The organism is Shewanella schlegeliana, from assembly GCF_016765635.1.
In the GTDB taxonomy this organism is placed as follows: domain Bacteria; phylum Pseudomonadota; class Gammaproteobacteria; order Enterobacterales; family Shewanellaceae; genus Shewanella; species Shewanella schlegeliana.
Map to the genome: position 1 here is coordinate 72,815 of NZ_JAESVD010000004.1, position 18,235 is coordinate 91,049.

Annotated in this window: 13 protein-coding genes; 6 read left to right on the forward strand and 7 right to left on the reverse strand. The window is 45.4% G+C overall.

Annotated features, from left to right (window positions below; genetic code table 11):
* Positions 1 to 159: 159 nt before the first annotated feature.
* On the reverse strand, positions 160 to 1,068 hold the full coding sequence (locus JMA39_RS08115) for a class I SAM-dependent methyltransferase (RefSeq protein WP_202721380.1): 909 nt from the start codon (positions 1,066 to 1,068) through the stop codon (positions 160 to 162).
* 5 nt (positions 1,069 to 1,073) lie between these two features.
* On the reverse strand, positions 1,074 to 2,255 hold the full coding sequence (locus JMA39_RS08120) for an AI-2E family transporter (RefSeq protein WP_202721381.1): 1,182 nt from the start codon (positions 2,253 to 2,255) through the stop codon (positions 1,074 to 1,076).
* An 86-nt stretch (positions 2,256 to 2,341) separates the two neighbouring features.
* Between JMA39_RS08120 and folX the strand changes: the two genes are divergently transcribed.
* Together folX and JMA39_RS08130 are read left to right on the forward strand one after the other, a co-directional pair.
* Positions 2,342 to 2,704: a dihydroneopterin triphosphate 2'-epimerase gene (gene folX, locus JMA39_RS08125; RefSeq protein WP_202721382.1), complete on the forward strand. Its 363-nt coding sequence runs from the start codon at positions 2,342 to 2,344 to the stop codon at positions 2,702 to 2,704.
* A 63-nt stretch (positions 2,705 to 2,767) separates the two neighbouring features.
* The gene (locus JMA39_RS08130; RefSeq protein WP_202721383.1) at positions 2,768 to 3,673 is read left to right on the forward strand and encodes a TIGR01777 family oxidoreductase; all 906 of its coding nucleotides are present in this window, start codon (positions 2,768 to 2,770) and stop codon (positions 3,671 to 3,673) included.
* An 83-nt stretch (positions 3,674 to 3,756) separates the two neighbouring features.
* On the opposite strand, the gene JMA39_RS08135 is transcribed toward JMA39_RS08130, so the two are convergent.
* Together JMA39_RS08135 and JMA39_RS08140 are read right to left on the reverse strand one after the other, a co-directional pair.
* Complete coding sequence (locus tag JMA39_RS08135) at positions 3,757 to 6,210, reverse strand: ABC transporter permease (protein ID WP_202721384.1); 2,454 nt, start codon at positions 6,208 to 6,210, stop codon at positions 3,757 to 3,759.
* Entirely contained in the window at positions 6,201 to 6,932 is a 732-nt protein-coding gene (locus tag JMA39_RS08140; protein WP_202721385.1) for an ABC transporter ATP-binding protein, read from the reverse strand. Before JMA39_RS08140 ends, JMA39_RS08135 begins: the two co-directional genes overlap by 10 nt.
* Between JMA39_RS08140 and JMA39_RS08145 the strand changes: the two genes are divergently transcribed.
* The 4 genes from JMA39_RS08145 (at position 6,913) to JMA39_RS08160 (ending at position 13,207) form a co-directional block, all read left to right on the forward strand.
* Entirely contained in the window at positions 6,913 to 7,542 is a 630-nt protein-coding gene (locus JMA39_RS08145) for an arylesterase (protein WP_237732737.1), read from the forward strand. The genes JMA39_RS08140 and JMA39_RS08145 overlap by 20 nt on opposite strands.
* A 131-nt stretch (positions 7,543 to 7,673) precedes the next feature.
* Positions 7,674 to 8,798: a DUF481 domain-containing protein gene (locus tag JMA39_RS08150; protein WP_202721386.1), complete on the forward strand. Its 1,125-nt coding sequence runs from the start codon at positions 7,674 to 7,676 to the stop codon at positions 8,796 to 8,798.
* A 433-nt stretch (positions 8,799 to 9,231) separates the two neighbouring features.
* Positions 9,232 to 11,886, forward strand: a complete 2,655-nt coding sequence (locus tag JMA39_RS08155; protein WP_202721387.1) for a parallel beta-helix domain-containing protein — start codon at positions 9,232 to 9,234, stop codon at positions 11,884 to 11,886.
* 142 nt (positions 11,887 to 12,028) lie between these two features.
* Positions 12,029 to 13,207: an SO2930 family diheme c-type cytochrome gene (locus JMA39_RS08160; protein WP_202721388.1), complete on the forward strand. Its 1,179-nt coding sequence runs from the start codon at positions 12,029 to 12,031 to the stop codon at positions 13,205 to 13,207.
* A gap of 15 nt (positions 13,208 to 13,222) precedes the next feature.
* Here JMA39_RS08160 and JMA39_RS08165 read toward each other — a convergent pair whose 3' ends face one another.
* The 3 genes from JMA39_RS08165 to JMA39_RS08175 form a co-directional block, all read right to left on the reverse strand.
* The gene (locus tag JMA39_RS08165) at positions 13,223 to 14,257 is read right to left on the reverse strand and encodes a helix-turn-helix transcriptional regulator (protein WP_202721389.1); all 1,035 of its coding nucleotides are present in this window, start codon (positions 14,255 to 14,257) and stop codon (positions 13,223 to 13,225) included.
* A 133-nt stretch (positions 14,258 to 14,390) separates the two neighbouring features.
* Complete coding sequence (sohB, locus tag JMA39_RS08170) at positions 14,391 to 15,419, reverse strand: protease SohB (RefSeq protein ID WP_202721390.1); 1,029 nt, start codon at positions 15,417 to 15,419, stop codon at positions 14,391 to 14,393.
* Between the two features lie 137 nt (positions 15,420 to 15,556).
* Complete coding sequence (locus JMA39_RS08175) at positions 15,557 to 18,055, reverse strand: VolA/Pla-1 family phospholipase (protein WP_202721391.1); 2,499 nt, start codon at positions 18,053 to 18,055, stop codon at positions 15,557 to 15,559.
* Between the last annotated feature and the right edge of the window lie 180 nt (positions 18,056 to 18,235).

Consider the following 18,235-nt stretch of genomic DNA (forward strand, 5'->3'; position numbering starts at 1 on the left):
AACAGCAACTTTAATGTATCGAAAAAATATACAAGCATGCAGCTTATCGCATAAATAGGTGGCGCTCTGTGGCCAAGCTTAAGCACCTCAGGGGCATGAGAAGCCATAAAAAAGGCCAAACTAATGGTTTGGCCTTTAAGCTCTATGTCTACAAATAGACTAGCGCTTTCGATAGCGCAGAACTTTTAATGCTTTGTTAGGATCGACATCTTCAAATACAGTTGGATTCTCAAGCTGCTCACAAAACACTAAGCTTGGGCTGTACTCTTCTACCTGTTCCATTAAAAACTCGATACTCAATTCTGGTGCATTTAAGCAAAGCAGCATATCGCCATCTTCACTTAGTAGCTCAGGTAATCTTTTCAACAAACGAGCATAGTCTTTAGTGGCAACAAAGCTGCCCTTTTGGTTACTCGGTGGATCGGCGATGATTAAGTCATAAGGACCGAGCTTAGTGAGCTTACCCCATGACTTGAAGATATCATGACCAAGAAAACGCGCGCCGACTTTGAAATCATTGAGTAGATGATTTTGCTTACCAATCGACAATGCGCCTTTACTCATATCGATGTTAACCACTTCATCCGCCTTTCCCTGCAGCGCAGCTATAGAGAAACCACAAGTATAAGCAAACAGATTTAATACTTTCTTGTGTGCACTGTGTTCACGTACCCATTGACGGCCATTGCGCATATCGAGAAACAAACCATGGTTTTGACCGCGCAACAGATGCACTTGAAAACAAGCACCGTTCTCAGTGACGATATGCTTCTCTGGCACCTCACCTTTAAGAATTTCTGTGTGAGTTTCACCACCACGGCGGTATTGAAACACAAGATTAAGGGGCTCATCGCCCTTTAGCTCAATCCAGCGTTGTTCAATAGCTGCAGATAAGCAGTCTAGCTCATCGCTTTCTAATACTTTAAAACTGGTTAACAGCAATACAGGCGAGAACCAATCGAGACAAAGATGTTCACAGCCTTGAAAACGCCCTCCTCGACCATGAAATAGCCGTCCGACATCTTCTGATAACTCAACTTGCTTTATTGCTTCAATAAATAACTGCATCAAACTCACTTTTCTCTATTCTTTAACTCTGAATTCTCTAATTGTGCACTTTCTAATGGCGAGTTATCTAACTGAGAGTTTTCTCGCAGAGACTTGTCTAACTCAGCGCTTTCTACCTGAACAGGCGCGGTTGCTTTAGCCACTTGCAGCTGTGCTTCAGAGACATCATCCCCAAGCAAAACCGCTAGCCAACGACCACCTGAGCTAGACTCTAGTGCAATCTTTACAATCATGGTCAGCGGCACCGATAACAGCATCCCCACAGAGCCTAATAACCAGCCCCAGAAAATTAATGATAAAAACACCACTAGGGTCGATAGGCCTAAGCCTTTGCCCATATACCTTGGCTCAACAGCATTCCCCATAATGGTGTTCGTGCCTAAATACAGTAGTGCGACACCACCAGCAGCACCAGGGCCTAATTGAATAAACGCCAGTAGTACAGAGGGGATAGCCGCAATAATCGAACCGATATTTGGAATATAGTTAAACAGGAATGCGATAACACCCCATAACAAGGCATAATCTACGCCGATAAAATACAAACCGACGCCGATAATCAAGCCTGTTCCTAGGCTGACTAGTGTCTTGATCACCATATATTGGTTTACCGAATTTAAAAAACGATCAACCTGCTTTAAGCGCATATCAGGATCATCTAACGCTAAGTGCATCTTGGTCGAAAAACCATTGGACTCAAACAACATAAACACCACGGTCAAGATGATTAAGAACAGGTTCGCCATGACACTACCCACGCCTGATAGCATATTTGTGGTCATCGACAGTGCGACACCTGGGTCAAAATAAGCTAAGATCTGCTCTTTAGAGATCTGAATATTAAACGCGGCGAGTTTCTCAACGACCCAAGAGAACTGGTCGATCAATTGGTCTCGATAAAATGGCAACTGTTTGGAGAACTCATTAATCGAGGTGCCAACCACCGAGGCTAACCATAGTCCCATCATCACGATAAAGACCATCAACAGCAGCACAGCTAAACCACGTGGTGCACGATGGCGAGTCATCCAGCTGATCATCGGATTACAGATAACGGCGATAAATACCGACAGCACAAAAGGCACCACAATCGGGCTCGCCGCCTTAATGCCCGCTAAAATAACAACGATAAACGCCGAAATAGCAAAGCCTTTAAATGCTACGCCTTGACTCTCAAATCGTCTCATTACAATAAAATCCTTCTTGATTCACTATAATATTGATAGGGTTATATAAACTGCTTCTAACATACATTATAAGGACATCGTTAGTTATGAAACCAGAAATCGCCGTGATCCGAATTAAAAACCTTAGGCTACGCACCTATATAGGGATCAAAGAAGACGAAATACAAAATAAGCAAGATGTCACAATAAACACTGTGATCCACTACTGCGCGGACAAAGCCAGAAACAGTGACAATATGGATGATGCCCTGAATTATCGCACGATTACGAAAAAGATCATTGCTTTAGTTGAAAACAACCGCTTTTCTTTACTGGAAAATCTCACCAGCCAAGTTTTAGCGATTGCCAGTGAGCATGATTGGGTCGACTTTGCTAAGGTTGAAATTGACAAGCCACACGCACTACGCTTTGCTGATTCGGTCTCTCTTGAACTCTGTTACCAAAAATAGTCAATCTAACGGCTATAATCTAACGTACATACAGTTATACCTTTTAAGCTATTTAATCAGCCTATGAAAATATTAATGACTGGCGCCAGTGGTTTTATCGGTAAGCAACTGGTCAAAGCCTTAGAACCTCTACACCAATTAACCATTCTCAGTCGAGATCCCCAGCGCTCGGCCATCATACTGGGCGCAAAGCATCACTATTTAGGTTCATTAGATGAACTCAAAGACTTAGATAACTTCGATGCCATTATCAATCTGGCGGGTGAGCCTATTGCAGCAAAGCTCTGGAGCGGCCAGAAAAAACTCGACATTTGCCAAAGCCGCTGGAGTATAACCGAACAACTAACCAAGCTTACCGATACGAGTACCACTCCACCTCATACCTTTATTAGTGCCTCAGCGGTGGGGTATTACGGCAATCAGGGCCAAGTCCCTGTCGATGAGAGCTATCAAGTCAGCAATGCCAATTTAGCCGAATTTACTCATCAGGTATGTCACCGCTGGGAAGATGGTGCATTAAAAGCAAGCAGTGCTCAGACTCGCGTCTGTATAATCCGAATAGGGCTCGTTCTCGGTGGCACTGGCGGCGCCTTGGCTAAAATGTTACCCGCATTTAAATTGGGGCTTGGCGGGCCTATTGCTGATGGAAAACAAGGCATGAGCTGGATCCATCAATCAGATCTGATCCAGCTTTTTATTCATCTGCTCAATAATCCTGATTGCAGCGGCATCTATAACGGCTGTGGCCCCGAGCCTGTAAGTAACAAAGAGTTTAGCCAAGCTCTTGGTCATGCATTAAATCGTCCCGCCTTTATTCCTATGCCAGCCTTCGTGTTAAGGCTTATTCTGGGGGAGATGTCTTGCCTATTAATTGAAGGTCAATATGTCATGCCCAAGCGCACCTTAGACTCAGGTTTTGTATTCCAATACCCTGAACTTAAAGGCGCCCTCAATCAGCTGCTGACCTAGTCTTTTTCCGGCAACTTACCTGTATCATAAGCAATAAAAAAGGGATAGCTAAGCTATCCCTTTACATAGCAGTTTAATCCACTTTAATGGCCTTTAAGTAGCTCACCACACGACTTATTCAGTAGCTGCCTGCAGCGCCAAATGCCAAGCAACGCCACAATTAAACCACCACATAGCGGCGCTATCCCCCACCACGGCCAATGCATGTAGACATTCAGCTCAAACACCTGAGTCTTTAACAGGTAAAGCGTGAACTCGGCGACAACCACCGCCAATATGCCCGCTATGGTTCCAAGCAGTGCGAACTCAAGTCCGGTTGCAGCTCGCAATAACCATCCCGAAGCGCCAAAGGTACGCAGTACAGCAAGCTCTCTTTGCCTCGTCGCCATCCCCGCTTCTGTTTGCGCTATCATCACTAAGGCACTCGCCAGTAACACTAAGACTAACACTAGAGACAGCGACAGAGAGACCTGATCGATTATCTGCCTAAGCTGGCTCACCATGGCACCAACATCGATAATAGATACGGTAGGAAACTGCTTGATCAAATCCAGAATAAGCCCACGTTGAGAGTCCTCTAAGTGAAAACTCGACATCGAGGTATAGGCAAAGGGCGCTAACGCTTGCTCGGTAAAGATCATAAAGAAATTCGGCTGCAGTGTTTCCCAGTGCACCGCACGAATGCTGGTCACCTTAACCGTGAGCGGTTGATGATCTATGGTGTAAGTTAAGCTGTCACCTATGGATAAGCCTAACCGTTCGGCAACACCAGATTCCACCGATACATCGAATGTATCTTGATTAAATTCACCCTCCAAGATCTCATTATTGGGTGGCAAGCTCGATTGATAGGTTAAGTTGAGCTCACGAGAGATCCCAACTCTCCCTTCACTCCCCTCTTGCTTTTGCGCGTTAGAGATTAACTCCTCGCCATTAATCTCAGTTAGACGACCGCGCACCACTGGATAGATAATGGGTGACGATTTAAGGTGAGGCGCCAAGAAATCACTAATGGTTTGTGTCTCTTCTGGCGCTATATTGACTAAGAAGTAATTAGGTGAGTTTTCGGGGAGTTGTTTCTGCCACTCCTGCAACAAATCTTGTCTAAGCGCCAGAATCGTTAATAACAATACCAAGGCGCTACTGAAACCAACAAGCTGCACCGCATTTTGCTTGGCTCTGCGTCTGAGTCCTGCGAGCGCCAGCTGCAGCGGATTGGTGGTTTTCATGCCAACACTATGACCTAAACGGATCATAAAAAAGCCCAGCACACTCAGTAAGGTGCCCAACAGCAATACTGCAGCCACAACAGTTAAGGTTAGTGCTAAGCTTTGAGAGTAGAGATATCCCAGCAGCGCCATCGCACCTAAGCTTAAAATAAGGTGTAGCCACATCCCCAGCTGCAAGCCTTCAAGCTGACGCTGTAACACTCGAAGAGGTGGAATCGCCAATAGACGCATGAGTGGATAAGCGGAGAACATAAAGGCACTAATAAAGCCTGTCGCTATACCTAACATGATTGGCCGACCAACTGGTGGGGTATAAGCGGCAATTTCTATCGGTAGAAATGCCGTAATTCCTCTGTCTAAAGCAAAACCACCGAGCAAACCAAGCAGTACCCCCACGGTGGTAACCAGCAGCAGATGTGTGCCAAATAATACTCTTATCTGCTTCGCCGACGCGCCAAAGGTTTTCAGCATTGCCACCACATCATAATGGCGCTGACAGTATCGCTGCGCCGCGATACCGATGGCCGCACAGGCGAGCGCTATACCTAATAAGCTGGCTAACAGTAAAAAGCGCTCGGCACGTTTAACTGCCCCCGCAATTGGCGAGTCACCCGATTGCACATCAACCCAACGCTGACTGGTATTGAGCAGAGGCTTTGCTTGCGCTTCAAATGCGGTTAATTGGCTCGTATCGCCAGTAAACTGATAGCGATAGGTCACTCGGCTGCCCGGTTGGATAACTTGCGTCTTAGCAACATCTTCGATGCGCATTAACACCACAGGGGATGACGCAAATGGGTTAAAGCCTGCATCAGGCAAGCGAATAATTTCCTTGGATAAATTAAAGTTAGCATTACCCAGTTCTATCTGCTCAGGATAACCTAATAGACCACCGAGTCGCGTTTCAAACCAGATGTTGTCAGCCAGAGGTAATCCGTTGGCTTTGCCACTGCTGAGTTCAATATCACCTTTTAAGGGGTAACCCTGCTCAACCGCTCTAACGGTAACTAACTGAAATGCATCACCAGCGTACACCATGGAGTTGAATTGCATGCTGCCAACGCGAGCTAAACCTAACTTATCAGCCAAAGTTAATATTTGCGGATCAATTTTAGCCGGTGAATCGATAATGCGGTCGGCGGCGATAAACTTTGATGCCTGACCATTAATCGCCATCTGCAAGCGCTCGCTGACACTGGCAAGACCCGTTACCGATAATACCGCCAAGGTAATGGCCAAGATAATCAGCAGTAGCTGCCCTTGGGAAAGCTCCCGTTTAAACAGCCGCCAGGCTAAACTTAACTCCATGCGCTTGCCTCTTCTGCTCCTTTAATAGCGCTCATCTGTTCGCTTGGCTTTTCACTTAAACAGCCTGAATCCATGATGAATTGTCGCTGACAACGACTGGCTAACTCCATATCATGGGTCACTAGCACTAAGGTTGTGTCGCTCTCACGGTTAAGCTCAAACAGCATGTCGGCAATCTTATCGCTATTGGCCGAGTCTAGATTCCCCGTCGGCTCATCGGCAAACAGCACCTTAGGCTCGCAAATAAAGGCTCTAGCAATGGCAACCCTCTGTTGCTCACCACCGGATAGCTGATTGGGGAAATGAGTTAATCGATGACTTAACCCCACTCGCTCTAGCATCGCCTCGGCCTTCTCTTTGGCCTTAGTAACGCCGGCAAGCTCAGCTGGTAACATCACATTTTCAAGTGCATTTAGAGTATCGACCAGCATAAAAGACTGAAAAATAAAGCTGACTTTCTGTTTACGTAGGGATGCCTTACTCTCTTCATTAAGCTCTTCTAGAGCAACACCATCGAGTTTTATCGAACCGCTAGTGGGTGAATCTAATGCTGCAAGCAAGCCAAGCAGGGTTGACTTACCGGATCCCGATGGGCCAAGAATAGCCACACTCTCGCCGTGCTTGACATCCATATTGATGCCGTTGAGGATAGTCAGTTCTCCCTCTTGAGTAATAACAGATTTAACTAGGTGGCTTACCGTTATGGCGCTATTTTCAGACATAGGATCCTTCTTAGGCTTAAAGAACCGACTCGGCGGCTTAGCCTTATTATTAATTTTCAGTAGTTTTCCACTGAGTGCTGCCCCTATATTAATCCTAGGTGATAGCCTAAGTGCAAGTTATGGCATGCCCGAAGATCAGGGATGGGTACAATTATTACGTGAAAAAATGCCAGAGCATAGCATCATCAATGGTTCAGTAAGCGGTGAAACCTCTGCAGGAGGACTGCGCCGACTCCCCGCACTGCTTGACTCCACGCAGCCTAAGCTGTTGTTAGTCGAGCTTGGTGGTAATGATGGTTTACGAGGTTTTCCACCTAAGCAGTTGAAAAACAATCTTACAAAAATTATCGAGCTGGCAAAGGAGCAAGAGGTAAAAGTCTTGCTCAGCGAAATCATGGTCCCTCCTAATTATGGACCAAGGTATGCGTCACAAATAAGTAGCGTCTATAAAGAGCTAGCGACTGAGCACGAAGTGACTCTGATGCCATTTTTTATGGAGCAGATTGCCATAGACCCCTCCTTAATGCAGCGAGATGGCATCCACCCCAATCAAAAAGCACAACCAGCAATAGCAGAGTTTATGTTGCCATGGTTTGAGCAGGCCTTATAATCATCCACAAATCATTGCACGACCTAGTTTTTAGTTGAACCCTAAACAGTAATTTTTTGCCTTAAATAAGCTGGCCATTTGTATAATAAAGCCAGCCACAGGGGTATTTATACCATTTCAGGGAGAGTTAAATGGAAACCCATATGCGCTATTCAGTTATCGCGGCGGCTTGTTTTGCTGCCATCTGCTCCACCTCTGCAACTTCAGCAGAGCCTACTACACAAGTTAGCCCTCTTGCTCCAAAGGAGCAATCGTTAAAGCCTGAACAGGTTTATCCTCCCGTCGATAGCAAGTATGACTGGTTGCAACTGACCTCATTAGAGCTGTTAAAGGGTGAGATTAAAAACCTTTATGATGACAAACTAGAGTTTGAGAGTGATGAACTTGATACCGTGTTTATCGACTGGGAAGATGTGAAAGTGCTACAAAGTAGCGGTATCGTCAGTATAGGCTTTACCGATCTAAGCACCAAAACGGGTCATTTATTAGTTGAAAATGGTAAGTCTTATATTAATGGTGAAGAATTTGATAACTCCCAAATTATGACCATTATTGCAGGCGATCAATCTGAAGCTAACTACTGGTCAAGTAAGATAACCTTAGGTGCTAACTTTCGCAGTGGTAATACAGACCAGATTGATTACAGTGCCTTAGCTAAAACCATGCGCCGGACGACAGAGTCACGCTTCAATCTGGATTATATCGGTAACTACTCAAAAACCGATGGTGAAAACCGCATTAATAATCACCGTATCAACACAAACTTTGACTGGTTTATCTCCAAGCAGTTCTACCTAAGACCAGTGTTTGCTGAAATCTACAAAGACCCCTTCTCAAATATCGATTACAGAGTCACTCTCGGTTCGGGTCTCGGTTATAACATCATTGATAACTCAAAAACCGAATGGAGTATCAGTGGCGGTCCTGCATATACTTACACTCGATTCGATGAAGTTGCAGATGGTGAAGAGCTTGACGATGGCAGTGCCGCAATGGTGATAGAAACGGTTTATGACACCGAGATCACCAGTGATATCGACTTCAATACGCTATATCGAATTCAGTATGGTAATGAGAAGTCAGGTGGTTATACCCACCATGCTATTGCCACACTTGAGATAGAATTAACCAGCATATTCGACCTCGACCTATCGTTCGTATGGGATCGCATCAATAACCCACAGCCAGATGCAAACGGCTTTACCCCTAAGCAGGACGATTATCAGTTCATCGTTGGCTTTGGTATCGACCTTTAGGCAAGCGCTTTTAACTTGAAAGCTCTTTTCAATCATTCCCGTTATCTATCGTAGCGGGAATGATTTCTCATACAAAATCAAATTTTATAGTTAACAACTGCTTAATCTTGCTTTTCAAATCAAAAACTGCGATTTTTTTATATTAACCTTAGCTATTGTAAATTGTCACAGTTCATCGAAACCATGAATTAACCCGCTACAGTTCGGTAAAATTTTAGTCTATTTCTCAAAAGAACTAATTTCATACCCCCGTTTAAATGTGACTTTGTTCACATTAAATTTCAAGCAGTAAGCCTTGTTTAAGCGTTTAACCTCCTATCAAAGAATAATTGATACTGCAATGCTAATAATTTGTTGTCCACATTTCACATTGCTTATCTTGTACGCCAGTGCAATCTAGTAGTCGCATAATAAAAATAAATTTGGAGACGCTATGCTCAACAAGAAACCTTCATGGCTTATGCCAACCTTGATTGCCAGTGCTGTAGCAATAAGCCTAGGAGCTTGTTCATCAGACGATGACGAACCCAACGTAGTCGAAGAGGACACTGCAGTCGTCACACCGACACCAGAACCAGGCCCTAGTTTCCCTGATGGTGCCATCATGGTTGAAGACGGTGAAAACCTAACCATCCGTATTCAAGAGGCCTTAATTAACGCACAAAGCGGTGACGTTATCGTGCTACCCAAGGGTAACTTTGAGATCGAGTCAACACTGCTCTTTGACGGTGATGTCGATGGCGATGGCAGTTACGCAAAAAACGTGACTATCATGGGTTATGGCATGGAAGAGACGGTTCTAGACTTCTCCAAGGCTAACTCAGGCGATGGTATCTTTGTTCAGAATGCGCTCAATATTATCATTCAAGACTTGTCGGTGAATGAAGCTAAAAACAATGGTATTAAGCTTAAAAACACCAATGGTATTATCCTACGTCGACTCGCTACAGTTTGGGAAGGTGAGTTAGATGAAGGTAATGGAGCGTACGGTCTCTACCCTGTTGAGTGTGAGAACATTCTTATTGAGGACACTTATGTGCGTGGTAGCGCCGATGCAGGTATTTATGTCGGTCAGTCTCAATACATAGTGGTACGCCGAAATATTGCCAAAGAAAACGTTGCGGGTATTGAGATTGAAAACTCAAAATATGCCGACGTGTATGACAACGAAGCCATGGGCAATACCGGTGGTATTTTGGTATTCGACCTCCCCATCGGCAACCACAGATACGGCTCGAGTGTTCGTATCTTTAATAACAAAGTCTACGACAACAATACCAAGAACTTTGCTAACGCCTCTGCTAACCCCGCAGGTGTACATATCGTTCCACCAGGAACCGGTATGATTATTCTCTCTACCGATGATGTCGAGATCTTCAACAACCAGGTAACTAACCACGATACCATGGGTGTGACGATCTCAAGCTTCTTTATCGCCGAGCCCGATATCTCAACCTTTGTCGCTAACTACGGTCAACCGGGCCAACCTATCGAAGACGGCTGGCGCCCAACGCCGCGTAATATCTATCTGCACGATAATGTGATTGAAGGCTATGGCCAGAAACCAAACGGTTATCTTATTGATGATATCATCAAAGGTTACCTGTTTACCCACGGTCAATTCCCTGGTGTGCTCTACGATGGTTTAGGTGAGTTGCTCTCCAATAACGGTACCGCAGCTTATCTAGGTTTGCAGGAACTCCCTTTTGCAGCAGATGGTAGTGATAACATCTGTGCCAGCAACAACGGCGATGTGTCATTTGGTCGTTTATACGCTAATGACAATACCGATATGGCCAGTCCCGAGTTCTTACTCGAGAAGACTCAAGCCGATATTATGGATTGCCAACAGGTGAGCCTTCCTGTTCATACCGTGACATTTGGTGAACAGATCTTCGGTTGTGGTGTTGATGACGAAACAGAAGGCTGTGACGGCGGTAACCTCGTTGGTGGCGGTGGCAGCATTGGCGATGATGAAGGTGGCCTTGATGGCGATGGGGATCTCAGTCTATGTAAGGCGGAAGGTTCAAATGCCTCTTGGGACGCTCTGCTAAAAGCGAACTGCCCTAACCTGTCAGACTACAACCTGTTCGCCGATATGAAGAACCCAACTGACGCGCCTAATTCAGGCGGTATGCCTTACGATATGAATACCCAGCTATTCACCGATTATTCGAGTAAATACCGTTATGTATTCGTGCCTGAGGGTAAGAAAGCCAACTACTCAGAAGATGAATCGTTTGAATTCCCAGTTGGTAGTGTCATCGTTAAGTCTTTCGCCCTACCTGCTGACACCAGCAAGCGTGGCATCGCTAACGAAGAGCTGGTTGAAACGCGCCTATTGATTAAACGCGCAACGGGTTGGACAGCACTGCCATATGTATGGAATGCCGCAAAATCTGACGCCGTGTTAGCCAAAGCGGGAGCGATTCAAGGCAAGAGTGTTATGCATAATGGCGAAGACATGGAGTTTGACTATGTTGTGCCTAGCATGAACCAGTGTAAACAGTGTCACCAGTTAAAGGCCAACGCTGACAGCCCTGCTAAGTTCGCCCCTATTGGCCCTAAAGCGCGTAACCTCAATAAAGATTACACCTATAGCGATGGTGCCATGAATCAGCTACTCAAGTGGCAAGCAGCTGGCATATTGCAGGGTGTCCCCGAGTTGGCTAACGTTGATGCTGTTCCAGCCTTTAACGATGGCGATGAAGTTAATCTAGCTGCTATGTCTGATGCAGAGCTGATGACAACAGCTAAGGGTTATCTAGACATTAACTGTGCCCACTGCCACCGCCCTGAAGGTAACGCTTCAAACACCGGCTTAAAGCTTGAGTATTGGAGAGCTTACGATGAAGATGCTGGCCTATCACACGGTACTTGTAAGTCGCCTGTTGCTTATGGTGGTGGATCACTTGGTTTTGATATTGTGCCAGGCAGTCCAGAGGAGTCGATTCTTCACTTCAGAATGGCATCGAATGATCCTGGTGACAGAATGCCAGAAATTGGACGCAGTCTATCTCATGCAGAGGGGGTAGCCCTTATCAATGAGTGGATTAAACGTCTGCCTCAAGCAAGCTGCTCTAACTAGCAAGCTGCGCTAAATAATGATGTGATGATGTGGTAGCCAATCTAATTATTTAGCAGTTATTTAGCCAAGCGCTCATCGATACAAAGGCCGGGAACCTCCCGGCCTTTTTTCTAACCCCGAAACAAACTATCGTAGGTGGTGTATGCGTAAACTAATTCTACTTACCCTGCTAATGCCTTTAATTAGCTGCGGCGGCTCTGATGATTCAGCCGAAGTGGCCATACAACCAGAAACACCGAGCGTCACTCCCAATCCCACACCAGACCCAGCTCCAAGCTCTGCCTGTGAAGCTAATACCAGTGAGGTTAACTGGGACGCACTCATGAATGAAGACTGTGACTTCTTGGCGCAATATGGCCTGTTTGTCGACCCCAGTATTCCGACAGGCTCTCCTATCGCCCCAGGGCTCCCCTATCAACTATCGACTCAACTTTTCACTAACTATGCCAGTAAACACCGCTTCATCTTCATACCTGAAGGTAAAGCCGTTCGCTATGATGCTACGGGTACCTTCGATATGCCAGTAGGAACGGTCTTAGTCAAAAGTTTCTCTTTACCTTTCGATACCCAAGTCACCGGTGCTAATAACGAGGTATTAGTAGAAACCCGATTGCTGATCCATAGAGAAACAGGCTGGACGACCCTGCCCTATACCTGGCAAGACGGCGAGGCAGTGCTGCAAGTAGCAGGTAAGGATGTCGCTCATAGCTTAAATCACCAAGGTGAGCGCCAAAGCTTCGATTACCACGTTCCAAGTAGAGCGGAATGTAAGCTGTGTCATCAAACCAGTGCCGACAACAGTCGCATCGAACCGATAGGGTTAAAAGCCCACCTACTTAATCGCCCAGTTGTTCACCAAGGAAGCGAGCTCAATCAATTACAACTGTGGCAGCAACTAGGATTACTTAACGGCCTCCCCGAGCTTACTCAAGTTGGCAAGGCCTATGATATTTTTGATGAGTCTGCGCCATTAACAGCTAGAGCCAAAGGCTATCTAGATATTAATTGCGCCCACTGCCATAACCCACAAGGTTTCGCCAGCATATCCGGATTAAGACTGGGGTTTTATGTGGATCATACCAGCTTTGAATATGGCATTTGTAAGCAGCCACCTGGTTGGGATGGCGGTGCGAAGGGGCTGTCGTATGACATCATCCCTAGTGATGGTGAACACTCGATTCTTGTTTACAGACAGGAGCTCAATGAGCCCAAAGACAGAATGCCGCCGATAGGCCGTAGTATCGCCCACACAGATGCTGTGGCCCTCATAGAACAGTGGATTGACCAAATGCCACCAGAGCTGGGTAACTGCCAACAATAGAGTAAATGATGCCCTTTAGTCGCCGCGAATTAAAGGGCTGTTAAGGCGGTGAAAGTGCCCAGGAGGGTGGCCAATCCAATGTTTAAAGCTTTGTCTAAAATGACTCACATCGCCAAAGCCCATCAGATCAGAGATTTCATCTATAGAGTAATCACTGGTTAAAATCAGATCTATTGCCATCTGACAGCGCACCTGATCCACCAGCTTTTGATAACTGGTATTTGCCGAAGCTAATCTTCGGCGCAATGTTCTCGCACTGATACTTTGCCTATCGGCCATCGCGTCCATGCTAGGTAATTCAGGGGCCAGCTCTCTTAGTATCGTCAAGACCTGTGATATATAGGAGTGCGAAGTCTCAGTCCTTTGGTTTGCTACGGCTTGCTCGAATGAGTAAGTTACAGGTAGCGCTAAATATCGGTGCTCAATCGACCACTCAAAAAACTCACTATCAAATGAGATATCAGCCCCAGACTGCGCAGATAAAAATTCAACAACTCTAACGGGTTCAGCTAAGGCAATATGAGATACTCGAATATTCTCTCCAGTAAGCTCTTTAGCAAAAGCTAACAGGGAGCAAATACTGTGCTGAAATTGAAAACTGTAACGCTCGATATCGACTTTATTGGTATTTAACCACCTGACATACAAGCGTCCATCGTCATTTCTTAATAGGTTATCAGAAAAGCTCCCCACTAATTCGGGGTGAGAAATAGCAAACTGCAAACACTCACCTAAGGTGTTAAATTTAGCGAGGTGGGGTAACAACACATCAAGCTGAGCAACTTTATAACTTGATGCGGCTTTGGCGGCGATTTCAAGATCGGGGCTAAGTTGACGCAGATAGTTCATTGCATAATCAACCTGCCACACGTAGACAAACTGACTCTGCATCAGTTCCGATTCACCTATACCTATATCGCTATAGAGACGCTCGGCAACCTCATTGCTAAAGTTCTGCTTCAAGTAACGAAACAGATTCTTTAGCTCGTAAGCTGGATAAGACTGATCTCCTACCCGAATATGAGGTTTATAGCTACAGGGCTGATCCATTTAACTCTTTAAAAATTGATTTGTATCAATATTTTTAACGGATCTAAATAAGAATTAACAGACTTATATTAATTAAAGCTTAAAAAAAACCTGCTCTAGGCAGGTTTTAGTAATAAACTAGCAAGGTATATTGCTATTTAAGCGGTTGATTCTTTTCTGCAAACTTATTGAAGATTGCATTGAAAGACAAAGATGCGCCATGGGCTATCTTGTCTGAAAGCTTCTTTTTAAGCTGATATTGCACCTTAATCACGGTACGCTCATTTGCCAGCTTCATAATCACATCATCACTGGTTGAGATCTCATCAACTAGCCCTAATTCAATAGCTTGTTGACCGTACCAATGCTCACCTGTTGCAACTTTGGCAATATCTAACTCAGGTCTGTACTTGGCGATAAATTCTTTAAAGAGCACATGGGTCTCTTCCAGTTCTTTTTGGAACTTCACTCGCCCTTCATCGGTGTTTTCACCGAAGATAGTTAGCGTACGTTTAAAATCACCTGCTGTGTGCTGTTCATAATCGATATCGTGCTTTTTCAATAATCGATTAAAGTTAGGTACTTGAGCAACAACGCCGATTGAACCAACGATAGCAAAAGGGGCCGAATAAATTTTATTCGCCACGCAGGCCATCATATAACCGCCACTGGCAGCAACTTTATCGACACAGATGCTCAGTGGGATCTCAGCTTGTCTTAGACGGTCTAGTTGACTAGAAGCCAAGCCATAACCATGCACCATGCCACCGCCACTTTCGACGTTGACGATGACCTCATCACCCTTATCTGCAATGGCTAAGATTGCGCTGATCTCTTCACGCAGAGATGCCACTTCATTAGCATCGATACTACCTTTAAAATCAACAACAAAAACTTTAGGCTCAGTATCTTCTACTTGATCTTTTTGCTCTTTCTCTTTGGCTTTCTCATCAGCTTTTAACTGCTTCTCATAAGCCTTAAATGCTTTTTTAGATAGTAACTCTTCCTTCAAGTCATGCTTCAATGACTTAAGGTTATCACTTAGATTAGTTAGCTTAAGCTCACCCTTTTCAGCCTTTTGCTTCATCGAAGACGCAAGCACCACAATCACAACTGCAATAATCGCAACAACGATAGTAATTGCTTTGGCCAAAAACAAACCGTATTCGTACAGGAATTCCAAAATATTCTCCAGCTAGACCATCTATCTTTTCAATTTGGCGGCTATTCTACCAGCCTATTTGCCAATAAAACATGGCAATAAAAAACCCAGCTTTCGCTGGGTCTTTTTTTAAACAGTTCTAAATTTGATTATAAGTACTATTGAGCACAGGGCGCCACTACATATTGTGCAGCCTCTCCAGTCACTAGGCCTAGGAAGATAGTCGGGCTATCCACCTCCGGAAGACCTGCACTGTATGAGAAGAAAGCCGCCTGAGTTTGCATCTCTACCGTTGCGACGTCCTCGAACCCGTCTGTCACGCCATCGACTGGTGATGGATCGATAAGCGAACTATGATGCCCCTTAGAGAAGCGAACCGCTCCAGAACCAACTGTTGTGCTATCTACACAAGCTAGCCCTAGGTTCTCAATCAAAGGTTCTGTGCCCGCAGTTGGATATCCAGGAACTCGATTTGGCAGCACCTGATCAGGAAGACTATTAGCACCATCGCCAACAACCTCGATAAGATGCAGTGGCAATCCAGTGGCTTTAAGCATAGCAGCATGGTTAATAGGGTCGGCACTATCGACTGCCGTTTGAACCGCAAATGCAAAGGTCGGTAGGAATGCATCATACACCGACTTAACTAATGCCTCATATTCCGGCGTATCGGGTAAAAAGCCGTGCTCTTCATTAGCCTCTTCAACAAGCGCCATAAAGGCTTCTGTAGCCACTATGTTTTCAAACAGCATAGGGCCAAAAGTAGCCGAACCAACAAAGGTACCCGCAAAACCACCCGATGGGGCAACCAGTGAGGTAGCATTAAGTTTATAGACATGGCTTAAGTCTGCTCCAGATGGGTGTGTAAGCCCAGTACTGGCATAAGTGGCAAAGTTAGTTCCCACAATTGCCCCTAAGCTTAAGCCTTGAGCACTGACTTGGTTTACGTCAAACAGTTGAGGCGCCCCCAGCTCCATTAGCTTGCCAGCATAACCGGTAAACGCGGCGCGAAGTGCTAGGTGATCGAATGTTGCCTGACGGAAGTTATCACGTACGGTTAACGTACTGCCGATATTGATAAAGGCTAATGGATCGCCCAGTGAGAATAGGACATCATCGCCAATAACGTCACCATAAGCAGGATCTGTTGCCGAAACAGTATAGGCTCCAGGTACAAGCAAGTCTTTACCAAACGAGCGCGCACCGTGAAGTGGCATATCGATAGCAATCGTCGCAATACCAAGTTCACCATAAGTGCCAGCATAGGCAAAGGCCATCTCCTTACCACCACCTAGACCATGCATAGCAATAGTCACCGGCCAACCTGCTGCTGGAGCGGGTACAAAGTTAGGCACTGTCATTTGAACGGGTACGATTTCGTAATTTCTGATCTCAGGGACTGGGTTAAACTTAGTTAAGTGTCTCGCTTTATCGGTAGCAGTGCCATCGTCTAACATCCAGTGTTTACCCGCTAATTGAGCTGGGTCACTCAGCGCTGCTATCGGATCATCAATCCCATTTGCAATTGCCTGGCTAAAATAGCTCTCTTGACTCAATGTCCCGCTTTCAAGTGCAGTTAACACAGACACAGGGCTGTCATAGGCTGCAGACCAGATCCCATTAATGCTTGGGTTGCCGTCAGCATCTAAACAAGCTACTGATGAACAATCACCGTAAACGGGTAACTTTATCGCAGCAGACCAAACATTAACCTTACTTGCCCCTTCGTAAGCCGGATGCCCTTCAGGCATCATCAGAGCTTGAGCCAGTGTATAGCCACTATCGGTAGGCATTTGTACGAATTCAGGCATATAACCAGGTTGGCCAGCAATCAAGAGTTTAGAGACTTCGTAGACATCGGCGACCGACTGAGTCGTGAACAAGCCTGAATAGCTAAGCGAGTCAGTATCGACCCCCGCTCCAGTCAAGCCTTTCTCATAGCTATTTACTGCCGCTTGCAGCGCTAACTGCTCGGGTGTTTCAAGTGGCTTAGTTTCGATATCAAGCTTTAATAAGCCATAAGTTGAAGATGGGGCAATTGAGCGACCAGCAGAGTCTTGAATCAAATCAGTGGTGGCATAGATATAGGATTGATTTGCCTTAAGTGGCTTTAATGGAACAATAACGATGCTGTTTCCGGATGTGGTCGTCACGAAATCCACACCAAACTGCAGCTCAGCGCCAACCTTACAGGCTGTAATATCTGGTGCAGCTTTACACTCAGGATCCGATGATAAGCCGCCACCTACAGTGGCCTCAAACATCTTCACAGCGCCAGGCTGTTCAACCGATGCTTTGCTTAATGTCAGTTCAACGCCATCGTTATCGGTAGCGGGTGCCACATCGATAGAAATTGGCGCCGTAGTCGACCAACCATCTAACGCCCCAAGTGCGATTGTCGGATCCGTGTAGTCACCATTCGCTTCACTTGGCGCAGTAGGATCATCACTTTGAGGAATATTAATCGTACCGTCATTGGTACCACTAAAGAGAATATCATTGGGTAAGGGTAAATCACCATTCCCAGGATCGAAAACGATAACAGATTGAGGGACCAGTGGCTCAGTTTTATCCACTAATTCATTATAACTGTCTTCACTACAAGCGGTTAACCCCAATGCAGAGGTGATTGCTACGCCCAAAAAGAGTTTTTTCATCTTTTTTCCCCAAATCTTGTTGTAATAATTTTGTTTTCACTTAGAAATTGGTCACAATAGTCAGCAAAGTATGACCTATAGGACTTATTGTTAGTCCTTAACTGAGTTCAAGTTAACGTAAAATTATTGACTTAGCTACAATTTTGTCACATTCGACCACTAATTGAGCTGGCAAGGATT

Excerpts from the sequence above, each read along its gene's own strand:
- folX (WP_202721382.1), top strand. The coding sequence starts at position 2,342 with ATGAAACCAGAAATCGCCGTGATCCGAATTAAAAACCTTAGGCTACGC.
- JMA39_RS08165 (WP_202721389.1), bottom strand. The coding sequence starts at position 14,257 with ATGGATCAGCCCTGTAGCTATAAACCTCATATTCGGGTAGGAGATCAG.
- JMA39_RS08135 (WP_202721384.1), bottom strand. The coding sequence starts at position 6,210 with ATGGAGTTAAGTTTAGCCTGGCGGCTGTTTAAACGGGAGCTTTCCCAA.
- JMA39_RS08115 (WP_202721380.1), bottom strand. The coding sequence starts at position 1,068 with ATGCAGTTATTTATTGAAGCAATAAAGCAAGTTGAGTTATCAGAAGAT.
- JMA39_RS08120 (WP_202721381.1), bottom strand. The coding sequence starts at position 2,255 with ATGAGACGATTTGAGAGTCAAGGCGTAGCATTTAAAGGCTTTGCTATT.
- JMA39_RS08155 (WP_202721387.1), top strand. The coding sequence starts at position 9,232 with ATGCTCAACAAGAAACCTTCATGGCTTATGCCAACCTTGATTGCCAGT.
- JMA39_RS08145 (WP_237732737.1), top strand. The coding sequence starts at position 6,913 with ATGGCGCTATTTTCAGACATAGGATCCTTCTTAGGCTTAAAGAACCGA.
- JMA39_RS08130 (WP_202721383.1), top strand. The coding sequence starts at position 2,768 with ATGAAAATATTAATGACTGGCGCCAGTGGTTTTATCGGTAAGCAACTG.
- JMA39_RS08150 (WP_202721386.1), top strand. The coding sequence starts at position 7,674 with ATGGAAACCCATATGCGCTATTCAGTTATCGCGGCGGCTTGTTTTGCT.
- JMA39_RS08160 (WP_202721388.1), top strand. The coding sequence starts at position 12,029 with ATGCGTAAACTAATTCTACTTACCCTGCTAATGCCTTTAATTAGCTGC.
- JMA39_RS08175 (WP_202721391.1), bottom strand. The coding sequence starts at position 18,055 with ATGAAAAAACTCTTTTTGGGCGTAGCAATCACCTCTGCATTGGGGTTA.
- JMA39_RS08140 (WP_202721385.1), bottom strand. The coding sequence starts at position 6,932 with ATGTCTGAAAATAGCGCCATAACGGTAAGCCACCTAGTTAAATCTGTT.